General features: G+C 74.0%; 22 protein-coding genes. 12 read left to right on the forward strand and 10 right to left on the reverse strand.

Annotation, left to right across the window (positions count from 1 at the left end):
- The first annotated feature begins 49 nt into the window (after positions 1–49).
- A complete protein-coding gene (gene gcvT, locus K313_RS0100180) occupies positions 50–1,168 on the forward strand; it encodes a glycine cleavage system aminomethyltransferase GcvT (RefSeq protein ID WP_019284720.1) in 1,119 nt (372 codons plus the stop codon).
- 124 nt (positions 1,169–1,292) lie between these two features.
- Positions 1,293–2,195, forward strand: a complete 903-nt coding sequence (locus K313_RS0100185; protein WP_029209934.1) for a DMT family transporter — start codon at positions 1,293–1,295, stop codon at positions 2,193–2,195.
- Between the two features lie 98 nt (positions 2,196–2,293).
- On the opposite strand, the gene K313_RS0100190 is transcribed toward K313_RS0100185, so the two are convergent.
- The 6 genes from K313_RS0100190 to K313_RS19450 are packed head-to-tail and all read right to left on the reverse strand — an operon-like array spanning position 2,294 to position 8,168.
- Complete coding sequence (locus tag K313_RS0100190) at positions 2,294–3,109, reverse strand: adenosylcobinamide-GDP ribazoletransferase (protein WP_240483902.1); 816 nt, start codon at positions 3,107–3,109, stop codon at positions 2,294–2,296.
- Positions 3,106–3,693: a bifunctional adenosylcobinamide kinase/adenosylcobinamide-phosphate guanylyltransferase gene (locus K313_RS0100195; protein ID WP_029209936.1), complete on the reverse strand. Its 588-nt coding sequence runs from the start codon at positions 3,691–3,693 to the stop codon at positions 3,106–3,108. The genes K313_RS0100190 and K313_RS0100195 overlap by 4 nt, the downstream gene beginning before the upstream one ends.
- The gene (locus K313_RS0100200) at positions 3,690–4,514 is read right to left on the reverse strand and encodes an ECF transporter S component (protein WP_029209937.1); all 825 of its coding nucleotides are present in this window, start codon (positions 4,512–4,514) and stop codon (positions 3,690–3,692) included. The genes K313_RS0100195 and K313_RS0100200 overlap by 4 nt, the downstream gene beginning before the upstream one ends.
- The gene (locus K313_RS0100205; RefSeq protein ID WP_029209938.1) at positions 4,511–6,208 is read right to left on the reverse strand and encodes an ABC transporter ATP-binding protein; all 1,698 of its coding nucleotides are present in this window, start codon (positions 6,206–6,208) and stop codon (positions 4,511–4,513) included. Before K313_RS0100205 ends, K313_RS0100200 begins: the two co-directional genes overlap by 4 nt.
- On the reverse strand, positions 6,205–7,323 hold the full coding sequence (locus tag K313_RS19445; RefSeq protein ID WP_240483903.1) for an energy-coupling factor transporter transmembrane component T: 1,119 nt from the start codon (positions 7,321–7,323) through the stop codon (positions 6,205–6,207). Before K313_RS19445 ends, K313_RS0100205 begins: the two co-directional genes overlap by 4 nt.
- Positions 7,324–7,352: 29 nt before the next feature.
- Complete coding sequence (locus tag K313_RS19450; protein WP_240483904.1) at positions 7,353–8,168, reverse strand: SCO2322 family protein; 816 nt, start codon at positions 8,166–8,168, stop codon at positions 7,353–7,355.
- A gap of 386 nt (positions 8,169–8,554) precedes the next feature.
- Between K313_RS19450 and K313_RS0100220 the strand changes: the two genes are divergently transcribed.
- From K313_RS0100220 to cobM, 6 genes are all read left to right on the forward strand, one after another.
- The gene (locus tag K313_RS0100220) at positions 8,555–9,742 is read left to right on the forward strand and encodes a hypothetical protein (protein ID WP_029209939.1); all 1,188 of its coding nucleotides are present in this window, start codon (positions 8,555–8,557) and stop codon (positions 9,740–9,742) included.
- Positions 9,743–9,880: 138 nt separating this feature from the next.
- Positions 9,881–10,309: a cobalamin biosynthesis protein gene (locus K313_RS19455; RefSeq protein WP_084412276.1), complete on the forward strand. Its 429-nt coding sequence runs from the start codon at positions 9,881–9,883 to the stop codon at positions 10,307–10,309.
- 64 nt (positions 10,310–10,373) lie between these two features.
- A complete protein-coding gene (locus K313_RS0100230) occupies positions 10,374–11,459 on the forward strand; it encodes a cobalamin biosynthesis protein (RefSeq protein WP_240483905.1) in 1,086 nt (361 codons plus the stop codon).
- Positions 11,456–12,955, forward strand: a complete 1,500-nt coding sequence (locus K313_RS0100235; RefSeq protein ID WP_029209942.1) for a cobyric acid synthase — start codon at positions 11,456–11,458, stop codon at positions 12,953–12,955. The genes K313_RS0100230 and K313_RS0100235 overlap by 4 nt, the downstream gene beginning before the upstream one ends.
- Positions 12,952–14,205, forward strand: a complete 1,254-nt coding sequence (locus K313_RS0100240) for a bifunctional cobalt-precorrin-7 (C(5))-methyltransferase/cobalt-precorrin-6B (C(15))-methyltransferase (RefSeq protein ID WP_029209943.1) — start codon at positions 12,952–12,954, stop codon at positions 14,203–14,205. Before K313_RS0100235 ends, K313_RS0100240 begins: the two co-directional genes overlap by 4 nt.
- Positions 14,202–14,978, forward strand: coding sequence for a precorrin-4 C(11)-methyltransferase (cobM, locus tag K313_RS0100245; protein ID WP_019286986.1), 777 nt, complete (start codon positions 14,202–14,204; stop codon positions 14,976–14,978). Before K313_RS0100240 ends, cobM begins: the two co-directional genes overlap by 4 nt.
- A 3-nt stretch (positions 14,979–14,981) precedes the next feature.
- Here the strand turns inward: cobM and K313_RS0100250 are convergent, their stop codons facing one another.
- Positions 14,982–16,094 carry a cobalt-precorrin-5B (C(1))-methyltransferase gene (locus tag K313_RS0100250; RefSeq protein WP_029209944.1) on the reverse strand — a complete coding sequence of 371 codons (1,113 nt, stop codon included), beginning with the start codon at positions 16,092–16,094 and terminating at the stop codon, positions 14,982–14,984.
- 25 nt (positions 16,095–16,119) lie between these two features.
- Here K313_RS0100250 and K313_RS0100255 point away from each other — a divergent pair, with 25 nt between their 5' ends.
- From K313_RS0100255 to K313_RS0100270, 4 genes are all read left to right on the forward strand, one after another.
- Positions 16,120–16,878, forward strand: a complete 759-nt coding sequence (locus K313_RS0100255; RefSeq protein ID WP_034250866.1) for a cobalt-precorrin-6A reductase — start codon at positions 16,120–16,122, stop codon at positions 16,876–16,878.
- A complete protein-coding gene (locus K313_RS0100260) occupies positions 16,875–17,366 on the forward strand; it encodes a hypothetical protein (RefSeq protein ID WP_029209946.1) in 492 nt (163 codons plus the stop codon). The genes K313_RS0100255 and K313_RS0100260 overlap by 4 nt, the downstream gene beginning before the upstream one ends.
- 171 nt (positions 17,367–17,537) lie before the next feature.
- On the forward strand, positions 17,538–18,488 hold the full coding sequence (locus K313_RS0100265) for a hypothetical protein (RefSeq protein WP_029209947.1): 951 nt from the start codon (positions 17,538–17,540) through the stop codon (positions 18,486–18,488).
- 80 nt (positions 18,489–18,568) lie between these two features.
- Entirely contained in the window at positions 18,569–18,985 is a 417-nt protein-coding gene (locus K313_RS0100270; protein WP_029209948.1) for a hypothetical protein, read from the forward strand.
- 68 nt (positions 18,986–19,053) lie between these two features.
- Here K313_RS0100270 and K313_RS21865 read toward each other — a convergent pair whose 3' ends face one another.
- From K313_RS21865 to K313_RS0100285, 3 genes are read right to left on the reverse strand one after another with little or no spacing between them, the layout of a single operon-like run.
- A complete protein-coding gene (locus K313_RS21865) occupies positions 19,054–20,142 on the reverse strand; it encodes a GNAT family N-acetyltransferase (RefSeq protein WP_029209949.1) in 1,089 nt (362 codons plus the stop codon).
- A gap of 25 nt (positions 20,143–20,167) precedes the next feature.
- Positions 20,168–21,490, reverse strand: coding sequence for an LssY C-terminal domain-containing protein (locus tag K313_RS0100280; protein ID WP_029209950.1), 1,323 nt, complete (start codon positions 21,488–21,490; stop codon positions 20,168–20,170).
- Positions 21,487–22,677 carry a hypothetical protein gene (locus K313_RS0100285; protein WP_029209951.1) on the reverse strand — a complete coding sequence of 397 codons (1,191 nt, stop codon included), beginning with the start codon at positions 22,675–22,677 and terminating at the stop codon, positions 21,487–21,489. The genes K313_RS0100280 and K313_RS0100285 overlap by 4 nt, the downstream gene beginning before the upstream one ends.
- Positions 22,678–22,863: the final 186 nt, after the last annotated feature.

Consider the following 22,863-nt stretch of genomic DNA (forward strand, 5'->3'; position numbering starts at 1 on the left):
TAGCCTCCCGGCGCGGTGGACGCCCACCGCCCCTTGTAGTGTCGGCCCCATGACGGAAACTTCACTGAAGAAGTCCCCCCTCCACGAGAAGCACGTCGCGCTCGGCGCCAAGATGGCCGACTTCGGCGGGTGGCAGATGCCCATCGAGTACCCCGGTGGCGGCGTGATCCGCGAGCACACCGCGGTCCGGGAGCGCGTCGGGATCTTCGACGTCTCGCACCTCGGCAAGGCCAGGGTCGTCGGCACGGGCGCCGCCGACTTCTGCAACGCCTGCTTCACCAACGACCTGCGCAAGGTCGAGCCGCCCAAGGCGCAGTACACGATGTGCTGCGACGAGGAGAGCGGCGGGGTCGTCGACGACCTCATCCAGTACGTCAAGAGCGACGACGAGGTCTTTCTCATCCCCAACGCCGCCAACACGACCGAGGTCGTGCGCCGCATGCGGGAGAAGCTCCCCGAGGGTCTCGAGCTGACCAACCTGCACGAGGAGTACGGCGTCATCGCCGTCCAGGGACCCCGGTCCGAGGACGTGGTCAAAGCGCTCGGCCTGCCGACCGACCTGGAGTACATGTCCTTCGCCGAGGCGCAGTGGAACGGTCGTCCGGTGATCGTGTGCCGCACCGGCTACACCGGCGAGAAGGGCTACGAGCTGCTCCCGACGTGGGACAACACCCCTGCCGTCTGGGACGCCCTCGTCGAGGCCATGGAGCCCTTCGACGGTCTGCCGTGCGGGCTGGGTGCCCGCGACACCCTGCGCACCGAGATGGGGTACGCCCTGCACGGCCACGAGCTGTCCATGGACATCACCCCCAACATGGCGCGGGCCGGCTGGGCGGTCGGCTGGGGCAAGGAGTCGTTCTGGGGCAAGGAGGTCCTCGCGGAGCAGAAGGCCGCCAAGGACTGCCGGTTGTCCTGGGGGCTGCTGGTCACCGGCAAGGGGATCCCGCGCAAGGACTGCGTGATCAGAAGTGCGGGCGGCGAGGACGACGCAGTGATCGGTGTGGTCACCTCCGGCACGATGTCGCCGACCCTCAAGCAGGGCATCGCGCTGTGCCTGCTCGACCGGGGCGCCAAGGAGGGCGACGAGGTCGTCGTCGACGTGCGCGGCCGCGAGGTGGCGGCCACCGTCACCAAGCCGCCGTTCGTCCAGGGCGGCGCCGCGAGCTGATCGCCATACGTCACCTGCGAGGGCCTCTTGCCGTATGGCGAGAGGCCCTCGTCGCACGTCGCCGCCAGGAGCGTCGGCCGGACGGATCGCCGGACACGCACCGTGGGTCGCTAGCGTGAGCGGCGTGCTGCGCGGATACCTGCTCGTCCTGACCTCCGCCGTCGGCTTCGGGATCAACCCGTTGCTCGCGACGGCGGCCTATCGCGCGGGCGTCGACGTCCCCACGGTGCTCTTCTACCGCTTCGCGGTGGCCGCGCTCGTGCTGTGGGGGCTGTGCGTGGGCCGGGGGCTGGTGCGGCCGCTCCCACGTCGCGCGCTGGCGGGCCTGGGCGTGGCGGGGTTCGCGTACGTCCTGCAGGCCGCGACCTACTTCTATGCGGTGCAGCAGATCTCGGCGGGGCTGGCGGCACTGCTCCTCTACCTCTACCCCTGCCTGGTGGCGCTGGTCACGGCCCTGGCGGCACGCGTCGTGCCGTCGCGCGGCGTGGTCCTGTCGCTCGTGCTGTCCTTCGCCGGGATCGGGCTCGCCCTCGGCCGGGTGACCGGCGCGGGCAGCCTCTCCGGCGTGCTGGCAGGGGTGGCGACGGCGCTGTGCTACACGGCCTACGTGCTGCTCACCGACCACCTCGGCGCGACCGTCCCCCCGCTGCTGGCGAGCGCCTGGGTGTGCACCCTCGCGACCGGGTTCATCGTCGTCGCGACCGCTGCCACGGGCACCTTCGCCCCGGCGTTGGCCATGCGGTCCCCCTGGGCGGTGGCCGGGGTGGGCCTCGTCGGCGGGGCGCTCGCGATCGCGACCTTCTTCGCGGGGGTGGCGGCGGTGGGCGCGACCCAGGCGTCCATCGTGTCGACGGTCGAGCCGATCATCTCGGTCGTGGGCTCGGCGGTCCTGCTGGGAGCGGCGATGACCGGCTGGCAGTGGCTGGGTGCTGCCACGGTGCTGGCGGGGGCTGCCGTCGCCGTCCTGGCGCACGCCGAGCAGGAGCCCGAGATCGAGGCGCGCGAGGGATCGGCCGCACCGGGCTGACCACCGCCGGGCTGACCATCGCCGGCCTGACACGCGACGGCCTGACATATGGCGGCCTTACCTCCACGGGCCTGACCTGGCGCGATCCTCCACCGGTCTCAGACCAGGATGGCGGCCAGCACCAGCGCGAGGGTGAGCGACACCTCGATCGCGGCGCCGAGGACGTCGCCCGTGATGCCGCCGAGGCGGCGCACGGCCCGCTCCACCACGAGCCAGCAGCCCACGAGTCCCGCTGCGACGCAAGAAGGTCCGTGCCACCAGGCCGAGGCGGGACCCGAGGTCCAGGACGCCAGGACGGCCAGCGCCGACAGGACCGCCAGCGCCGCCCCGGCCTGCCACCGTGCGACGCTGCCGGCCACCATGTCGCCGAGGCCGCCCGGGCGCGCGCTCGGCACCCCGCGCAGGCACCCCCACGCAAGGACGTGCCGACTGACGACCAGGGCGACGGCGCCGAGCGCGATGCCGTGCCAGGTCGCGGCGAGCGCTCCGAGGCTCGCGGCCTGCAGGAGCAGGCAGAGCGCGATGGCGGTGGCACCGGACGGGCCGACGTCGCCGGTCTTCATGACCGCCAGGGCGCGCTCGCGGTCATAGCTCGACGACAGCCCGTCCGCGTAGTCCGCCAGCCCGTCCTGGTGCATGGCCCTGGTGAGGAGCACGAGCAGCGCCACGGCGACGCCCCCGGTGACGATGCTCGGGGCGTCCGCCCAGCGCGCCACGAGCGCCCACCCGACCCACGACGCGAGCAGGGGGAGCGTGGCGAGCGGCGCGACGAGCATGGCGACGCCGGCCACGGGGCGGTCCACGCGGCGTGGTGGGGGCACGGGCACCGCGGAGAGCATCCCCCAGGCCAGGCGCACCCCGTCCGTCCACGTCCCGCTCGCGGGAGCCCCCGTGCCGCCGGTCGCCCCGCTCACGGGACCACCGGCGCCGCCGACAGGTCGAGCACGCGCCCGGCCACCACAAGCACCACCCGGTCCGCGATCGCGGACACAGCGGCATTGACCCGCCCCAGCTCGTCGCGGAACATCCGGCCCGAGGCGTGCTCGGGCACGACGCCCCACCCGACCTCGTTGGTGACGAGGACGACGTCGACCCCGGCGCGGGCGTCGGCGCGGGCTTCGACGCGGGCGTCGGCGCGGGCTCTGGCAAGAGCACCGACGAGCGACTCACGCGCCAGACCGACGGCCTCGGCGGCCGCCACCGGGTCGTCCCACGCCTGCGCGTCGTCGACGAGCCGGGTCACCCAGGTGCCGAGGCAGTCGATCAGCAGCGGGGTGCTCGCCCCGGCCACCACTGCGGCGAGGTCGGCCGACTCGACCGTGGTCCAGCAGGCAGGGCGGTGCTCGCGGTGCGCGGCGACCCGGCGGGCCCACTCAGCGTCGCCGTCGACGGGCACGAGGCCGGGCGCCACGTAGGCGACGGGCCGCGAGGCGGGGACGAGGCTCTCGGCATACCGGCTCTTGCCGGACCGGACCCCGCCGGTGACGAGGGTGATCATGCTGCCTCCTGCGGGATGGGGACGTCCTTGTCGACGAAGGTGGGCGACGCGTCGAAGCGCGCCCGGCGCACCGCCCGCCGCAGCACGCGGTCGATGGCAGGCCCGGCCCACCACACGAGCACGGCGGTCAGGATGCCCCGGGGCAGGTCCCAGCCGAGCGAGGTGAGGACGTAGAACGTGGCGTAGTGCGCCACGTTGGTCGCGAGGTCCCCGCCGGGCACGAAGCCGGCGCCCTCGGGGGCCATGGTGGTGGCGAGGAAGGGCCAGAACCAGAGGTTCATGACCACGCCGTAACCCAGCCCCGCCACCAGGCCGTAGACCGCGAGCAGGCTCCGCCGACCCCACCGTCCGAGGCGGGCGGTGGGGAGCAGCCCGGCACCGAGCGCGACCCAGCCGGCCGTGATCATCTGGAACGGCACCCACGGACCGATGTTGCCCGTGAGCAGGCCCCCGGTGAGCAGGGCGAGCGCGCCGACCACGAAGCCGGGGGCCGGGCCGAGCACCGCGCCGGCCATGACCAGCAGGAAGAACATGGGCTCCAGCCCGGCCGTCCCCGCGGACAGGACCCGCAACCCACCCCCCGCGGCGCACAGCACGCCCATCACGGCGACCGTCTTGGCGTCGAGGCCGTCGGCGGTGACCTCGGCCAGGCAGACGAGCGCGAGCAGGCCGAGGAGGGCCGCAAAGACCCAGGGCGCGTCATGGGCGTGCGCGAGCACCTCGGGCGAGCTCGTGACGAACGGCCACAGGAAGGCCGCGGCGCACACCACGCTGACGAGCAGCAGCGTGAGGGCCGAGGTGGGGCGCAGCCGGAGGTTCACGAGCGCCCCCGTATGACGCCCGCGCGGGTCGCCAGGTCCGTGGCCGCCGGGACCGTGAGCACCGACAGCGGGTGCAGGACCTTGGCCACCTGCGGGGCGAACGCGGTGGAGGCCGAGAGCACCTCGTCGGCGGGGCCGTCGGCCACGACCTCGCCCTCGGCCAGCAGCACGACGCGGTCCGCGACGTCAGCAGCGAGCTCGACGTCGTGCGTCGCGAGGACGACGGCGTTGCCCTCGGCGGCCAGCTGGTCCAGGACCGCGACGAGCCGGGCCTTGGCGGTGTAGTCGAGCCCCCGGGTCGGCTCGTCGAGCAGGACCACGGGGGGCGCGCCGGTGAGGACCACGGCGAGCGCCAGCAGCAGTCGTTGGCCCTCGGACAGGTCACGGGGGTGGCGGTCGTCGAGGTCGGCGGGCTCGCTCGGCCCCAGCAGGCGGGACAGCAGGGCCCGGCAGGTCCCCGGCACGGCGCCGAAGTCGGTGTCGGCCTCGCGGCACTCCCGCGCCACGGTGTCGGCGTGCAGCAGCGTGCCGGCGTCCTGGGGGACCAGCCCGACGTGCCGCACCAGCTCGCGGGCCCGAGCGCCCGCGGGGTCCAGGCCGTCGACCCGGACGCGCCCCCGGGACGGACGGAGGGTGCCGGTGAGCACCCGGAGCAGGGTGGACTTGCCGACGCCGTTGCGGCCCATGAGGGCCAGCACCTGACCGGCGTGCGCGTCGAGGTCGACTCCGGCGAGGACCGGTCGGCCGTCCCGCACGACCGCGAGACCGTCGACGGCGACGAGGGGCTCGCCGGGGGTCCGGTGGCCGACCGCAGACCGTGCTGCTGCGGTGGCCGGTCGCCCGGCCTTGATCAGTCGGGCCGGCGTGGTCTGTCGGGCCGCGGCCTCGAGACGGTCGCGCAGCGGTCGCACGGCCCGGCGGGCGTCGCGCACCGACAGCGGCAGCGGCGACCAGCCCAGGGCCCGTCCGAGCCCGACGACGGGTGGGTGCACGACAGATCGGCCCATCGCCGCCGCGGGAGCCAGCACGTCCGAGCACGCGGACCCCTCGACGAGCACGATGCCGTCGGCGTGGTGGACGACGCGCTCGAGGCGGTGCTCGGCGACCACCACGGTCATGCCGAGGTCGTGGACCAGCCGGGTGACCGACGACAGGACGTCCTCGGCGGCGACGGGGTCGAGGGCGGACGTGGGTTCGTCGAGGACGAGGACGCGGGGGCCCGCCGCCAGCACAGCACCGATGGCGACCCGCTGCTGCTGGCCGCCGGACAGGGTCCGCAGACCCCGGTGGCGCAGGTCGGCGAGGCCGAGCAGGTCCAGCGTCTCCTCCACGCGGCGGCGCATGGCGGTGGGGGACAGGCCGATCGCCTCCATGCCGTAGGCCAGCTCGTCCTCCACCGTGTCGGTGACGAACGACGCGGCGGGGTCCTGCACGACCATCCCGACGACGTCGGCCAGGTCGCGGGGCCGGTGGGTGCGGGTGTCCCGACCGGCGACCTGCACCCGCCCGGAGACGGTGCCGCCGCTGAAGTGCGGGACCAGCCCGTCGAGGCTGCGCAGCAGGGTGGACTTGCCCGACCCGGTCTCGCCGACGACCAGCACCAGCTCGCCCTCGTCGACGTGCAGGTCGGCGTCGCGCAGGGCAGGGCGGCTCGCGCCGTCGTAGGTCACGGTCCAGCCCTCGACGCTGATCACGCCGCCACCTCTTGCCGCGGGCGTTCGGGCTGCCCGGGCCGGGCTGCGGGAGCCTCGGTCCGCGGCAGGGGAGGCGCGGCGACGGCGGCCAGAGCGGCGCAGGTGATGGCGACGAGCGCCGGGACGACGAGGGGAGGGGCGGTGAGCGGGACGGTGGGCATCGTGAGGCCCGGCACCTGCCGCGTCGCCAGGGTGATCAGGGTCAGGGCCGGTATGCCGCCCGCCAGCGTCACGCCCCACTCGGGCCATCCCCAGGGGTCGCGGCGGTAACGGGTCCGGGTGTCGAGGCGGGAGCCGAGGAGCAGGGCCCCCGCGCTGACCAGGACGCCGAGGACGAGCAGCGGCCAGCCGAAGGCGGACGCCGCCGACCCGTCGAGGAGGCCGTAGAGCCCGGCGACCAGGCCGATCAGCCCGACGACGGTGACGACGCCGGACCAGCGAGGGGTGCCGCCCGCCCGGGTGTGGCGGCCGTAGCCGCGGGCCTCCATCGAGGCCGCCAGGTCCAGGGAGCGGTCGAAGGCCGCCTCGAGCACGGGCACCATCGTGCGGGCCAGCTCGCGGGGCCCGCGTCCGTCATGGCCGCGCAGGCGACGGGCGGTGCGGACGGCACGGGCGTCCACGACCATCCGCGGGGCGAAGGACAACGCGACCACGACGGCGGTGCCGACGTCGTAGAGGGTGGCCGGGACGTAGCGCAGCAGGCGCCGCGGGGAGGCCAGGGCGTTGGCGGCGCCGATCGCGGCCAGCATCGCGGCGAGCTGCAGCCCCTGCCAGAGGGCCGCCAGCACGCCCTCGAGCGTGACGGGGCCGCCCAGCCGGAGGCTGCCCGCCGCCTCCGGGAGCGGGACCTCGGGCAGGGTGACGAGCACGACCTGCCCGGTGACCCCGCCGCCGAGGACGATCGACAGGCCGACCCGCAGGCCGATGGCGACGAGCCCGAGCACCAGGAACATCGTCAGGGGCGCGTCGGCGTGCGGGTCCTCGCGCAGCGCCACGACGAGCACGGCGACCGCGACGACGGCGAGCAGGAGCAGCGGGTTGTCCGTGCGGGAGGCGGCCGTGGCGAGCCCGGCGGCCCACAGCCACCACGCGACGGGATGGACCCGTCGCGGCACGCGTGCTCGCCCGGACGTCACGGGGTCCGTCAGCGCCCGTCCGCGCGGCGCCGGCGCGCCATGGCCCACGCCGCGGCCGCCAGGAGCGCGAGGACGGCGAGCACGCCGACGACATACGCGGTCGTGCTGGAGGACGAGCTCGACGACGCGGGTGCGGCGGCGGACGAGGAGGCGGCCGCGCCCGAGGCAGAGGTCGAGCCTGCAGACGAGGCCGGGCGGACGTCGATGGTCACCGGCTGGTCGGCGGCCTTGGCGGCGGCGGGCACGTCCTTGACGGTGTCGCTGCAGCCGCTCGCCGGGTAGCCGTCGATGCCGCAGACCATGGCCTTCTCGACGCGGGGCTTGGCGGCCGCCGCCAGGACCTGGGCCCCGGTCGCCGACGTGGGCACCGTCACGCAGGTGGCGTAGGGGGCCGGCACGGTCGCGCCCTGCTCCCGTGCGTCCGCCGCCCGACCGAAGTCCACGACCACGCCCACGCGCTTGCTCCCGGAGACGGCCGGGGTCGAGCCGCAGGCCTGGTCGAAGGTCACGACCGCCCGCGGCAGCCGCGGGGTGCTCGTGTCGCCCAGGGCGAAGCGGTAGCCCTCGACCGACCCGTCCGCCGGCGTCGTGCCGTCGGGCCCCTTGGTCGCGAAGCCCCACGTGCCGCTGGTCAGCTGGTAGTAGCCCCAGAAGCGGTAGGCGTCCGCCGCGTGCGCGGGCGCCGCGAGGGCGACCGTCGACACGAGCGCCGACAGCAGCGTTGCCAGGAACAGGGCGAGCACCGCGGTGAACGGCGTGGCGACGTTCCCACGTGCCCTGCGGGCACGGCCGGCACGAGAGATGGAGCGGGACGTGGGGGACACGGGCGACCTTCCTTGGCGGGCGTGGGCCGCCTCGGAACTGCCCGGGACGAGCTCCACCCGCATGCCACGGCGGATAGACGGAGCCGACGCGCAGGACGGGCGGTCCGGCTGCTCCAAGCCACGGATGGCGCCAGGAGGTCACGGTTGCGGGTCAGCGCCGGAGACTCACCGGCTTCCCCGCCCTGCGGTGTTCGGTGCCCGCAGCCTACCAACGGGAACCCTGACCCGGCCCCGGGGGTTGGTAGGGGTGGACCGGCAACGACCAGGGTCGCGACAGGGTGGACCCTGGCCGGATCGGGTTCCGCCGGCCCGGATCGGCGAGTAGGTTCGAGTCAGTGGCCGGCCCGCCAGGGCCGCCGACACCAGGATCCAAGGGGGACACCAGGATGGACACGCGCAGCAGGATCATCGCCGGCCTCGTCGCCGCGCCGCTGGCGATCGGGACGCTCGCCGCCTGCGGGGCAGGCACGACCGGCAGCGACGCCAAGGCGGCCGCGGCGGTCGGGTCGGACGCCAAGGGAGCGTTCTTCTCCGCCTACGACAAGACCGGTGACAGCAAGCGCCAGCGCGTCACGACCAAGCTCGAGGCGAGCCCGGACACGATCATCAAGCTCGCGTCGAGCATGGGCAGCGGCAGCGGGGGCTCCACCAGCACGCCGAGCGTCTCGCCCAAGATCGCCCAGCTGATCTCCGGGTCGTCCATCGTCGTCGACATGCAGTCGACGGGGGCAGCGCTCAAGGACGAGACCGACCCGACCAAGATCAACACCGCGATGTCCTGGAAGACGGACTCGGACCTGTTCAACCTCAGGACCGCCGCGCAGGACACCTTCGTCAAGCTCGACCTGGCCAAGATCGCCGACCAGACCGGCGCGTTCTCCATGGCCGACGTGCAGGGCGCGCTCGGGCAGGCGCCGAGCTGGATCAAGGACGCCGTCAACGGCAAGTGGGTGGGCTTCGACAAGGGCACCGTGGAGCAGCTGGCGAAGTCCGGCGGCGCCGCCGCCAGCACCAACCCGACCCAGCTCACGCCCGACCAGACCAAGCAGCTGACCGCCGCCGTCAAGAGCAACCTCGACACCAACGGCACGTTCACGAGCGAGGGCGACACGGTCAAGGTGCAGGTCAAGATCCAGCCGTTCCTGACCCAGATGTTCCAGGACGGCAAGCGGATCGCGCCCAAGCAGTTCACCGACCAGATGGTCAAGGACGCTACCAAGAGCCTCACCGAGCTCAAGGCCGGCTCGGTCCTGGCCTTCGACGCCACGATCGCCGACGGTCGCTTCACCGCCGTCAAGGGCGACGTGATGCAGGTCCTGAACTGGTTCGACGAGACCAAGGCCAAGGACGCCAAGAGCAAGAAGGAGCTGCAGGACCTCAAGGCCAAGAACCTGCACCTGACCCTGGTGTCCCAGATCTCCGAGCTCGACCGTGACGTGACCAAGCCCGAGGGCGCCCGCATGGTCACCAAGGCCGAGCTGGAGCAGCTCGGGGGCATGGGTGGCTCGATGGGGAAGTCGTCGTCCGGCTCGGGCTCGGCCTCGGCAGTGCCCACGGCCCCGCCCGCCGGCTGACCAGGTCCACGCCTCACAGACGGCAGCAAGCACCGCAGCACCAGGGCGAGAGCCCGTCCCCGGCCAGGGGGCGGGCTCTCGGCATACCCGCCCGTCCGGTCGGGAGGACGACCTGGGCACGGTGGCAGGATCGCGACCATGAGTGAACTGATCCTGGGGGTGGGCACCCGGTCCGGCGCCGCCGTCGACGGGCTCGTCGCGCTGGTCGACGAGCTGATCGACGGGCTGGTCGAGGGGCTCGACGAAGGACGGTTCGACGAGCTGGTCGACGGTCCCGCCGACGGCGACGGGGTCGACCCCCGCTACGCGATGGTCGCCGTGGTGACGTCCACCCGCAAGCGGACCGAGCCTGCCGTCGTCGAGCTGGCGAGGCGCCTCGGCGTGCCCCTGCAGACCTACGACGACGAGACGCTCGCGTCTCAGCCCGTCGCGGCGCCCAGCGAGGTCGTGCGTCGCCACGTGGGCGCCCCCAGCGTCGCCGAGGCGGCGGTGCTGGCGGCCGGCGGAGTGGTGGTCGCCCGGGCCCGGTCCGCGACCGCGACGGTGGTCCTCGGACGCCTGCCCTGACGCGCTCCGACCCGCCCCTCGGGTCGTGGCGGGGGCAGGCTCAGCGGATGGATAGGGTGTGCGGGTGCAGTGGCTGGAGCGTGTCGGACCGCGGGCGGGGGGCCTGGTCCTGGGGTATGCCGCCGACCTCGCCCTCGCCGACCCGCGCCGGGCCCATCCGGTCGCGGCGTTCGGGACGCTGGCGAGCCGGCTCGAGCGCCTCACCTATCGGGACGGACGGCCTGCCGGGGTCCTGCACGTCGCCCTGCTCGTCGGGGCGGTCACGGGTGCGGGCGGGCTGGTCGAGCGCGGGCTGCGCGACCGGCCCCTGCTCCGTATGACGGCCACCGCCGTCGCCACCTGGGTCGTCCTCGGCGGCACCAGCCTCGCGCGCGAAGGCGACGCGATGGCGCGGCTCCTCGACGCCGACGACCTGCCCGGGGCGCGAGACCGCCTGAGTCACCTGTGCTCCCGCGCCCCGGACGGACTGGACGCGGACGAGCTGGCCCGGGCCGCCACCGAGTCCCTCGCCGAGAACACCTCCGACGCCGTCGTCGCCCCGCTGCTGTGGGGCGGGCTGCTGGGCGTGCCGGGCCTGCTCGGCTACCGCGCGATCAACACCCTCGACGCGATGATCGGCTACCGCAACCGGCGGTATCGCGAGTTCGGCTGGGCCGCAGCCAGGCTCGACGACCTCGTCAACCTGGCGCCGGCCCGCGCGTGCGCCGCGCTGACCGTGGCGCTGGCTCCGCGCCATGGCGGCGACCGGGCCGAGGCCCTGCGCGCGTGGCGCGAGGACGCCCCCCACCACCCGAGCCCCAACGCCGGTCCCGTCGAGGCGACCTTCGCCGGGGCGCTGGGCGTGCGCCTTGGGGGCGTCAACCGCTACGACGACGAGGTGGAGGATCGCGGCACGCTGGGTCGCGGACGCGCGGTCGTCACCGCGGACCTGGCTCGGGCGGTGCGTCTCTCGCGGACCATCGGCGCGGCGGCCCTGGCCGTGGCGGCGGTCGTCGGAGCGGTGGCGGACGGCATACGACCGGTCCGAGGGCCCGTCGGCCCGGCGCACCGCCTCGCCGAGGGCGGGGACGGGACCACCATGACAACGACGACAACCACAACGACGACAACGACGACGACAACGACGACGACGACAGGCGGGCAGGCATGACCAGGGGGCTGCTCGTCGCCGGGACGACGTCCGACGCGGGCAAGTCCCTCGTCACAGCGGGGATCTGCCGCTGGCTCGCGCGCCAGGGCGTGCGCGTCGCGCCCTTCAAGGCGCAGAACATGTCCAACAACTCGATGGTCTGCCCCGACGGCTCCGAGATCGGGCGCGCCCAGTGGGTGCAGGCCCTCGCGTGCGGCGTCACGCCCGAGGCCGCGATGAATCCCGTGCTGCTCAAGCCCGGCTCAGACCGCCGCAGCCACGTCGTCCTGCTCGGGCAGCCGTGGGGTGAGCTGCAGGCGGGGGAGTGGGCGACGGGGCGCCGGGCGCTGGCCGAGGCGGCGTTCGAGGCCTTCCGCGACGTGTCGTCCCGCTACGACGTCGTCATCGCCGAGGGCGCCGGGTCGCCCGCCGAGATCAACCTGCGGTCCGGCGACTACGTCAACCTCGGCCTGGCCCGGGCCGTCGACCTGCCCGTCGTCGTGGTCGGCGACATCGACCGCGGGGGCGTGCTCGCCGCGTTCTACGGCACGCTCGGGATCCTCGACCCCGAGGACCAGGCGTGCATCAAGGGCTGGATCGTCAACAAGTTCCGCGGCGACCTCGGGCTGCTCGAGCCCGGCCTGCGCATGCTCGAGGAGCGGACCGGGGGCCGGCCCGTGCTGGGCGTCGTGCCCTACCTGCAGGACGTCTGGCTGGACTCCGAGGACGCCCTGGCCATCTCGGGGTGGTCGCGCGCCGGGTCCCGCACCGGCGCCGGCTCGCCCGCCGACTCGCCAGAACCCTTGCGGGTGGCGGTGATCCGCTTCCCCCGCGTCAGCAACGCCACGGACGTGGACGCCCTCGCGATCGAGCCCGGCGTGCAGGTCGAGGTGACCGCCGACCCTGCCGTCGTGGCGGCCGCCGACCTCGCGGTCCTGCCCGGGTCACGCGCCACGCAGAGCGACCTGGCCTGGCTCCGCTCCCGCGGGCTCGACCGGGCCGTCGTCGAGCGCGCCCGGGCCGGGCGTCCGGTGCTCGGGATCTGCGGTGGCTACCAGATGTTCGCCGACCAGATCCACGACCCGTATGCCGTCGAGAGCCCCGCTGCCGCAACGGTGCCCGGCCTCGGGCTGCTGCCGACGCGGGTGACCTTCGCCCGCGAGAAGCACCTCGGCACGCCGACCGGACGCTGGGGCGGGCACGACGTCACCGCCTATCTCATCCACCACGGCGTGAGCGAGCGCACGGACCTGCGGGGCGAGGCGGACGTGCTGCCCTTCCTCGACGGGTGGCAGCGTGACGCCGTGTGGGGCACGACCTGGCACGGGGCCTTCGAGAACGACGGGTTCCGGCGGGCCTTCCTGCGGCAGGTGGCGACCCGCACCCGCCCCGGCTGGGCTCCGGCCCCTGACGCCTCGTCCTTCGCGGCGCAACGGGTCGCGATGCTCGACCGCCTCGCCGACGCCGTCGAGGACCACCTGGACACCCGCGCGCTCGAGGAGCTGATCGGATCGTGAACCCCGTCACCGTGGTCGGCATCGGCGCCGACGGCTGGGCCGGGCTCGGCGAGCCCGCTCGCGCGGCCGTGTCGTCCGCCGACGTCGTCGTCGGCAGCACCCGCCAGACCGACCTCGTCGCCGGTCACCACGAGGCGCGGGTCGTCCCGTTGCCCGTGCCGCTGCGCGAGGGCCTGCGTCCCCTGCTGGACGGCCTCGGGGCGCCTGGGGGCGCCCTCGGGGGGACGGGCGGCGAGGTGCGCGTCGTGGTGCTCGCGAGCGGCGATCCCATGCACCACGGCATCGGTCGCACCCTCGCGGAGGTCCTCGGTCGCGAGCGCCTCACCGTGATCGGGGCCCCGTCGTCGCTGTCGCTGGCCTGCGCCCGGCTCGGCTGGGGCCTGGAGGACGTCGACGTCGTGTCGGCGGTCGGCCGCCCCCTCGAGCGTCTCGCCCTCGTGGCCCACCCCGGCCGCCGCGTGCTGGTGCTGTCGCGCGACGCCCTCACCCCGCAGGCCGTCGCGACGCTGCTCACCGAGCACGGGCTCGGGGACAGCCTCGTGTGGGTGCTGTCCGACCTCGGCGGCCCCGACGAGCGCGTCGTCGAGGGGGTGGCCGGGTCGTGGCACGCCGACCCCGGCAGCGCGCTCAACATCGTTGCGGTGCAGTGCCTCTCGTCATACCACTCGCTCGCCGGGCTGGTCCCCGGGCTCGCCGACGAGCTCTACGAGACGGACGGGCAGCTCACCAAGCAGCACGTGCGCGCAGCGACCCTCGCGGCCCTGCGCCCGGCGCCAGGCGAGCTGCTGTGGGACGTCGGCGGGGGGTCCGGCAGCATCGGCATCGAGTGGATGCGGGCCCACCCGACCTGCCGCGCCATCACGGTCGAGCCCCGCGGCGACCGGATCAAGCGCATCCGCCGCAACGCCGACCACCTCGGCGTCCCCGGCCTGCAGGTCGTCGAGGGACTGGCGCCCGGCGCGCTGGCGGGGCTGCCGCGCCCGGACGCCGTCTTCGTCGGGGGCGGGCTCACCGCGGAGGGCCTCGTCCCCGCCGTCCTCGACGCCCTGCGGCCCGGCGGCCGGCTCGTCGCCAACACGGTCACCCTCGACTCGGAGTCCGTGTTGCTCAGCATGTTTCGCCGGTATGGCGGATCCCTGACCCGCCTCGAGGTGTCGCACGCCGACGCGGTCGGTGGCTTCACGTCCTGGAACCCCGCCCGCCCGGTGACGCAGTGGTCCGTCATACGACCCGAGGAGCTGCCCGCATGACCGTCCACTTCATCGGCGCCGGTCCCGGCGCCCCCGACCTCATCACCGTCCGTGGCCTGCGGCTGCTGCAGTCCTGCCCCGTCGTGCTCTATGCCGGAGCCCTCGTCCCCGACGAGCTGCTCGCCGAGTGCCGCCCGGGCGCCCGCCTCGTCGACACGGCGCACCTCGACCTCGACCAGATCATGGGTGAGCTCGTCCGCGCCCACGAGGCCGGGCAGGACGTCGCGCGCCTGCAGTCGGGGGACCTGTCGGTCTTCTCCGCCGTCGCCGAGCAGGTGCGGCGCCTGGAGGCCGCGGGGATCGACTACGTCATGGTGCCGGGGGTGCCGGCCTTCGCCGCCGCCGCCGCGGCGCTCGGCCGGGAGCTCACCGTCCCCACGGTGGGGCAGACGATCATCCTGACCCGGTTGTCGCGCAACGCCTCCGCCATGCCCGAGCACGAGACGATCGCCACCCTCGGCCGGTCCCGCGCCCTCATCGCCCTGCACCTGGCGACCCACCTGGCCGACGAGGTGGTCGAGGAGCTCGCGCCGCACTACGGGCTCGACTGTCCCGCAGCGGTGGTCGCGATGGCGAGCCGCCCCGAGCAGGTCGTCTGGCGCGGCACCCTGGGCGAGCTGGGGGATGCCGTGCGTGACCACGGGCTGCGCCGCACCGCCATCATCCTCGTGGGTCAGGTGCTGGCCGCCTCGCAGTTCCGCGACTCGCACCTGTACTCCACCGAGCGCGAGCGGCACGACTGCGCACTGCCACCGCCCATCACGCCTCGCTGAGGGTCAGGCCGGGTCCACGCGCCCCACGACCGTGCCCGCGCGGTCGATGCAGACGACGTCCACCAGGACCGGCGCGCCCTCCAGGACCTCGAGGGCCGCCTGGCGGGCGGCATACGCGACCTGGTCGCCCAGGGCGACCCCGGCCTCCTGGCACAGGGTGAGCGCCTCGAGGCCGGTGTTGACCTCGTGCAGCCGCGCCACGAGCTCGGCCGGGGCACCGGCGCCCTCGGCCAGCGACGCCAGGTGGGCCTTGTCGACCTGCGAGCGCCCCGAGTGCAGGTCGAGATGACCGTTCGCGAGCTTGGAGAGCTTGGCGAACCCGCCGCAGATGGTGAGGCGCGGGCGGGGATGCTGCCGGAGGTACTTCAGCACAGCCCCCACGAAGTCGCCCATGTCCAGCAGCGCCGGCGTGGGCAGGTCGTATAGCTCGGTCACGACCCGCTCCGAGGTCGACCCGGTGCAGCCCGCGACGTGCTCCAGCCCCATCGCCTCGGACACATCGATGCCGCGGCGGATCGAGTCGATCCACGCCGCGCACGAGTAGGGCACGACCACGCCCGTCGTCCCGAGGATCGACAGCCCGTCGAGGATCCCGATGCGGGGGTTCCAGGTGTGGCGGGCCATCTCGACGCCCTGGTCGACGCTGATCTCGACCACCACGTCCGGATCGGCCTCACCGCCGGCGACCTCGCGCAGGGCTGTCCTCATCAGCGTGCGCGGCACCGGGTTGATCGCGGGCTCGCCCACCGCGAGCGGCAGCCCGGGCAGGGTCACCCGGCCGACGCCGGGTCCGCCGCGGAAGGTGACGCCTGATCCCGGGTCCCCGTGGCTCACCCGCGAGCGGATGATCGCGCCGTGCGTCACGTCGGGGTCGTCGCCGGCGTCCTTGGTGACGGCCGCCTGCGCCCAGCCGTCGCCGCGGTCCTCGGCCGTCAGCGCGAACGCGGGGGTGCGCCCCCTGGGCAGCGAGATCGTCACCGGGTCGGGGAAGTCGCCGGTCAGCAGCGCCGCGTAGGCCGCCTTGGTCGCCGCCGTCGCGCACGCCCCCGTGGTCCAGCCGGGACGCAGCCCCGTGTGCTCCAGCTGGGCCTCGCGACCGCCCCCCACCTGCTCCATGACGGCATTGTCGCACTGTGGTTCGATGGGTCGCGTGACCACGCGGACGCTCCTCCTGGGCGGGACCGGCGAGGCCCGTCACCTCGCCGGGCTCCTCGCCGAGCGCTCCCGCTCGTATGCCGTCACCTACTCCCTCGCGGGGGTGACCAGTGCGCCGCGGGTCCCTGACGTCGACGTGCGCGTGGGGGGCTTCGGGGGAGTCGCGGGGCTGGCGGCATACCTCCGCGCGGAGCGCGTCGACGTGGTCGTCGACGCCACCCATCCCTATGCCGCCCGGATGAGCGAGCACGCGGCCCAGGCCTGCTCGCAGGTCGGCGTGCCCCTGGTGGCGCTGCGGCGACCGGGCTGGCAGGAGCAGGACGGCGACGACTGGCACCGGGTGCCGACCCTCGAGGACGCGGCGCACGTCGCTGCGTACCTGGGTCGGCGCCTGTTCCTGACGATCGGGCGCCAGGAGGTGGGGGAGTTCACGTTCCTGCACGACACCTTCTGCCTCGTGCGGTCCGTGGACGCGCCGGAGGTCCTGCCGGCGTACTCCCACGTCGTGCTGGCCCGCGGGCCCTTCACCGTCGAGGGGGAGCTGGAGCTGCTGCGCGAGCACGCCATCGACGTGATCGTCTCCAAGGACAGCGGAGGCACGGCGACCGCCGCCAAGCTCGAAGCGGCCCGCCGGCTCGGCCTGCCCGTGGTCCTCGTCGACCGCCCCGCGGGGCCCGACGTGCCGACCGTGGAGGACCCCGAGGCCGCGGTGGCGATGCTGGAGTCGCTAGCGTCGCTGGGGTGACGACCATCTCGTACGCCGAAGCCCTGGCGCCGCTGCGCCGCTCGGCCCTGGGAGCGCGCTCCCGCTGGTCCCTCGCCCTGTTCACGTGCGGGTCGGTCGTGGTCGGGCTGCTGGCCGCCGACGGGTGGCGCAACGAGCAGATGGGGGTCGGCTGGTGGCTGAGGCTCGTCTGCGTCCTGCTGCTGGCCGTGGCCGTCTGGCGGGAGGTGAGGGACTGGCTGCGCCGGCGTCGGCTGGCGGCCGCACCCGATGGTCTGCACACGATGACGGTGGCTCCGGAGGTGCACACCACCCACCACCGCCTCGTCGGCGCGTCCGGTGACGTGTGGGACCTGCCGTGGTCCGGGGTGCACGCGACGACGGGCCAGCAGGTGTGGGTGACCCCGCTGGAGGCGGGGCGGCCGTGCTACCTCGTCGTGCCGGGGGCCGAGACCCGGGTCGCCTACGTCGCGAAGGGGGCGACGCGGGTGCCGGCCGAGGCACGCTGACGCGCGTCGTCTCGCACCGCAGAGGCGCGTCGGGCGTCGGAGCTCGTCAGGCGCCGGACCAGCCGGGGCCGGGCGCGCCTGTGGAGAACGCACGTACCGGTCGGCGCGGTCGGCATACGCTCAGGTCGAGCACCACCGTGCCACACCACGTCCCCCGGAGGCAGACGAACCATGACGCACGACGAGGCCCTCGCCGCGGTGTCCCGGCTGCGGCGGCGCAGCCCGGCACGCTCCCGCTTCCTGGTGCTGGTCGTGCTGACGCTGGTGCTCGTCGGCATCGGCGTCGTCGCCTGGCGGGCGGGCAGGTCGTCCTGGTGCGTGTCCGCGCTGGTGTGGGGCTCGTTGGCTGCCGGCTCGGCGGCGCTGACCTGGCCCCGCCTGCGCCGTCAGGATGCCCTGCTGCGCACGGTGACGCGGCTCGAGGAGGTGGTGGTCGTCGGACCGGCCAGCGCCGGGGTCCACCGTGTGCGGGCGTCCGACGGCTCGCTGTGGGAGATCGACGAGGTCGGCGCGTGGCTGCCGGAAGGGACCCGTCTGTGGGGGAGCCCGCTCGAGACCGGGTCGGCCTACGTCCTCGTGCTGCCGGGGCCGGTGCGTGCGGTGTGCTCGACGCGGCCGCCCCGCCCTATCGGGCACCCTGGCGAGCCGTCGCACCAGGGGGACGTCGCCCTCACCGTGCTGCGCCGCAAGGGTCTCGACACGGACCGCGCGCTCTCCTTCTTCATCCCCTATCTGATCTTCACGTCCGCCTTCCAGATCGACCAGGCCCGCAGGCTCGGAGAGCTGGGGCTCGCCATCGGCCTCGGGGTGCTGGTAGGGGTCCTGACCCTGCTGGGTGCTGCCGTGCTCGTGCCCCGGTGGCGGCGCAAGCGGGCCCTGGTCGCGGCCACCACCCGGCTCGAGAAGGGGGTGGCTCGCTCCGGGACGCGGTGGGATAAGCCCGTCCTCGTGGGGTCGGACGGTCGGAGGTGGCACGTCGACTGGAAGGACGCCTACGCCCGGGACGGTCGCCCGGTGTGGACCACCCCGCTCGAGCCGTCCACGCCGTGCTTCCTGGTGCTGCCGGGAATGAGCGACGAGGTGGTCTATCTGCCCCGTGGGCCGCGCCCGGCGGAGGGTTGAGCTTGATGGCGACGATGACGCACGACGAGGCCCTCGCTGCGTTGTGCCGACAGGGCAGGGGCCGCGTGCTGACGTGGCAAGTGACCCTCTGGTGCCTGCTCGCCGTGTCGTTCGGCCTGCAGGCCTGGGATCGCCTGGGCGCGGACCGGTCCGACGGCGTCGGCTGGACGCTGGTCGTCCTCGCGTTCGGCAACGCCGGGATCGTGCTCTCGCAGCTACCGGCGCTGCGGCGGCGGCGCAAGGTGGTCGGCGAGGCGTCGGCCCTGATCGAGTGCCGGGTCGCACCGCAGCGGCCGTTGTCCGGGGTGCGGCTGGTGGATCCGCAGGGCAAGGAGTGGGACATCACCTCCGACCAGGTCTACGCGCCTGCGGGTCACCAGGCGTGGCTGACCTCGCTGGATCCGGGCAGGCCGGCCTTCGTGATGGTGCCCGGCGTCGCACCGCAGGTCGTCTACCTCGACCGCGGGCCCGCGCCGGCGGCCATCGGGCACCGCTGACCGCGCGCTTCGGTGCGGCGGGGCTGGCGAGGCACCCGTCGGACAGGCCGGCCCACGTGCGGCGGTCCTCAGGTCGGGTGGTCCGTCACCAGGCGCGAGTAGGTCGCGAGGTCCTGCCGCTCGCCGCGCACCTGCCACGCGTCGCGCAGCACCCCCTCGAGCGTGAAGCCGGCTCGCTCGGCGACCCGGCGAGAGGCGGTGTTGGTGGTGGCGGTCCGCAGGGTGACGCGGCGCAGCCCGATGTCCTCGAACGCGAGCCGGCACATCGCGTCCAGGCTGCGGGTGGCGATGCCCCGCCCGGACGCGGCCGACCCGACGAGATAGCCGATCTCGGCGTCCGAGCGCGTCGTCCGGATGTCGAAGAGATTGGTGAAGCCGACCATCTCGCCGTCCTGCACCACGGCGAAGGGGAGCGCGGCGGGGCGGTGGCGCGGCATACGCCGCTGTCGGGCGATGTCCGCCTGGGCGCGGTCGACGGTGAAGTCCTCCCAGACCCACGCGATCCACCGTCCGAGGTGTGCCCGGTCGGTCGTGACGAGCCGGGACCAGTCAGGCGCGTGGTGCGGGTGCAACGGCTCCAGCACGAGTCCGGCGCCGAGATCCCGTTCGCGCCAGGCGTTCTCGACGGGGGAGGCGGCGGTGTCGTCGTCGGGGAGCCGTGAGTAGAGCAACGAGTCCTGCCACTCGCCGCGGATCCGCAGGTGGTCGCGCAGCCTTCCCTCCAGGGTGAACCCGGTCCGCTCGAGCACCCGAGCGGACGCGTCGTTGCCGGGCCGGCAGGTGGCGGTCAGCCGGTGCAGCCCCAGCTCGTCGAGGCCGAACCGCACCAGCGCCGCGAAGGCTTCGGTCGCGATCCCTCGGCCCCAGTGGTCCGGGTGCACGACACAGCCCACCTCGGCGGAGTCCCACCCACCACGCGTCAGCCCCACGGACCCGACGACCGTGTCGTCGAGGACGACCGCGAGGTTCCAGGCACGGCGCGGGGACTCGGCCTGCTCGGCGAGGCAGTCAGCCAGGTAGGCGCGGGTGTCCTTCTCGGTGCTCGGCCCCCACGCCACGAAGGTCGACACCAGCGGGTCCGACGCCCACGAGTGGATGTCGGGGAGGTCCGCGTGGGTCGGGTCTCGCAGCATCAGCCGGTCGGTCCTCAGCTCCATGGAGACCCAGTATGCCGACCGCCCGTCATCGGACGCCGGCGTGACGTCGCGGGCTGGTCCACTGGCGGGCGGACAGGCTCGTCAGGGCGTAGATCGTGAGCAGGTCCGCCGACAGGCTGAGCATGCTGCCGAGCGTCTGGTTGGGGTTCGAGAAGGCCTGGGCGAACTCGGTCATGAGGGTGACGGTGAGGAGCACCACCAGGCACAGGCGTGCCCACCGCCGCCCGAGATAGGTCTTCCACGCCAGCAGGGCGAACGTCGCGACGATGACGAGGTAGTAGGCCAGCAGCGCCACCGTCGTCGTGGTGCGCAGGTCGCTCGTGACGCCCTCGCCCAGCACCCCCGACACGTCGCCGGCCGCGAGCCGGACCACGCTGATGCCCACGGTGACGCCGAGCGCGATGGCGCCGAGCACCACGGCCGCGATGATCGAGAACGGGCGGCGGCCCACGTCGTGCAGCGCGTCCAGCGGCTCGGGGACGAGCTCCTCGGGCAGGTCCGTGACGTGCGACACGTCCACGACGGGCAGGTCACCGTCGGTGGCGACCGCGTCCCCGCCGCCGTTGCGGTGGTGGTAACCGGTGGAGAAGTCCTCGATCACGGTGACGGACGACTCGGGAACGGCGTAGGCGACGGTGTCGACGATGTAGTCGCGCTCCACGTCGATGTCGCGGTCGATCTTGTGGGTCACCTGCAGGGTGAACAGCGACAGGCCGACCGAGCGGTCGTAGGTGCCGGCGGCGAGCCAGTCGACCTGGTGCCCTCCGGGGAGCAGCCACCCCTCGGGACAGGGCCAGAAGCGCACGTGGTGCCGTTGGGCCGGGTTGCCCTCGACCTCCTGCTGGTAGGCGAAGGCCTGGATCTCGCCGAAGAGCAGCAGCGGGCTGACCGGCGCCTCGGGATAGCTGCGCCGGCTCAGCGAGGACGAGACGATCCGGGCGCTGGAGGTGAGGTCGACCGGGTCGGCGAGCACCCAGCCGGCCCGCTGCATGGCCGCGTGGATCTGCTCGGCGCTGCCGGTGAAGGCGAGGTTGACCGGATCTCCGAGGAGCCCATCGGTCGTGCGGGCCCGCCCGATGAAGTAGTCGGGGACGTACATCGTGGTGAGGATCCGGTGCAGGCGGGGGAGCGCCAGGTAGGCCATGGCCGCCCAGAACAGCACCAGGTAGGACACGTGGACCAGGCTCGTCGTGCTCTCGCGCAGCAGCACGACGCCGAAGGCGAAGGTGAGGCCGGTCGTGACCGCGAAGAAGAGGTTCTCGATCAGGTCGACGAGGCGCCGGCCCCGGATGCTGCCGTCGTTGACCTTGGTCGGCGGGTGCTCGTAGACGGGGGCCGGGCGGGTCACGGCTGCCGCTCGGCCCGCTGCTCCGCTGCCAGCTGGTCGGCGCACTCGCACTGGTGCCGGGCCGCGACGTACGCGTCGCAGACGTCCAGCCCCTCGCGCATCTCGCGCAGCACGGGCTCGACGAAGTTCGTGCGGTAGGCCGGGTCGGCCCCCGCGCTGGCGACGAAGCTGAGGGCGCCGAGTCCCGCGAGCACCAGGCACACCTGGACCATGGGGCGGTTGATCGTGTTGGGGAGGATGGCCAGGAAGCCCTCGAACTGGGCGGGCGCCTTGCCGATCCACTGCGTGGCGGTGCCCTCCGTGATCGACAGCGCACCGAAGGCGAGGAAGCCCACGAAGACCAGGATGGCCAGGAGGGTCACCTGGATCATGGTGACCAGCACGCTGACGAGCAGGACGTTGAACCGCTCGGCGCGGCGGACGGGGTGCGCCTCGGCCTCGGGGTCCTTGGCGTGGTCCTCCAGCATCCGGCCGAGCTCGTCGTTGGCGTTGCCGGCGGCCAGCGAGATGCTCAGCAGGGCGATCACGGCGACGGCGGCCCAGGTGCGCTGCATGGTCAGCTGCGCCGCCACCTGCCAGATCTCGGCGTTGTAGAAGAAGAACAGCATCGTCAGCATCAGCAGCGGGATGACCCGGCTGATCATGGGGCCGAGGGAGTCGAGCTCCCGCCAGGCGCGGCGCGCGGCCCGGCGGAGCATGGTGCCCATGCCCCAGTACGCCGCCGCCAGCACGAGCAGGGTCATGCCCAGCCGCTCCGGGACGGCCGGGCCGTGGCGCAGCGCCGGCAGCAGGTGCTGGGTGGCGAGGGCGACGATGGCGGCCAGGGACACCGCCGTGCCGACCACGCGCGGCAGCCGGCGCAGCACCAGGGACGAGATCCACCAGACCAGAGGGCTGGCGACGGCGAACATCAGGGCGACGCTGCCCGCGATCGCGCGGGGATCCTCCGCGGACAGGTCCTCGTCGCCCACGCCGACGAACAGGGTGTCGAGATAGCCGATCGACACGGTGACGACGAGTAGGCAGAGCAGGGCGGGCGCGCAGCGGGCGAGCAGGCCGCGTCGGCGGGCCCCGCTCTCCAGGACGAGCGGCAGACCGCGTCGTCGCAGCTCGCGGCGCAGCACCTCGAGCCGTTCGCTCGACGTGGCACCGGTCGACGCGGCATACCTGCGCTGGTCATCCCCCATGGGCCACATTGTGGCGCATGACCTGCAGTGTTCCGACCCACCATCGCGTATGGCGAGCCGGGGTCGTCCCCAACCACGGGCGGAGCTGGGGCGTCGTACGACGTGGAGCCGTCCGGGCAGCCTGGCGTCAGATCGACGCGAGCCGCCCGCCGGTGCCGATGATCACCCCCACGCGCGACGGAGATG

This window comes from Arsenicicoccus bolidensis DSM 15745 (genome assembly GCF_000426385.1).
GTDB classification, from domain to species: domain Bacteria; phylum Actinomycetota; class Actinomycetes; order Actinomycetales; family Dermatophilaceae; genus Arsenicicoccus; species Arsenicicoccus bolidensis.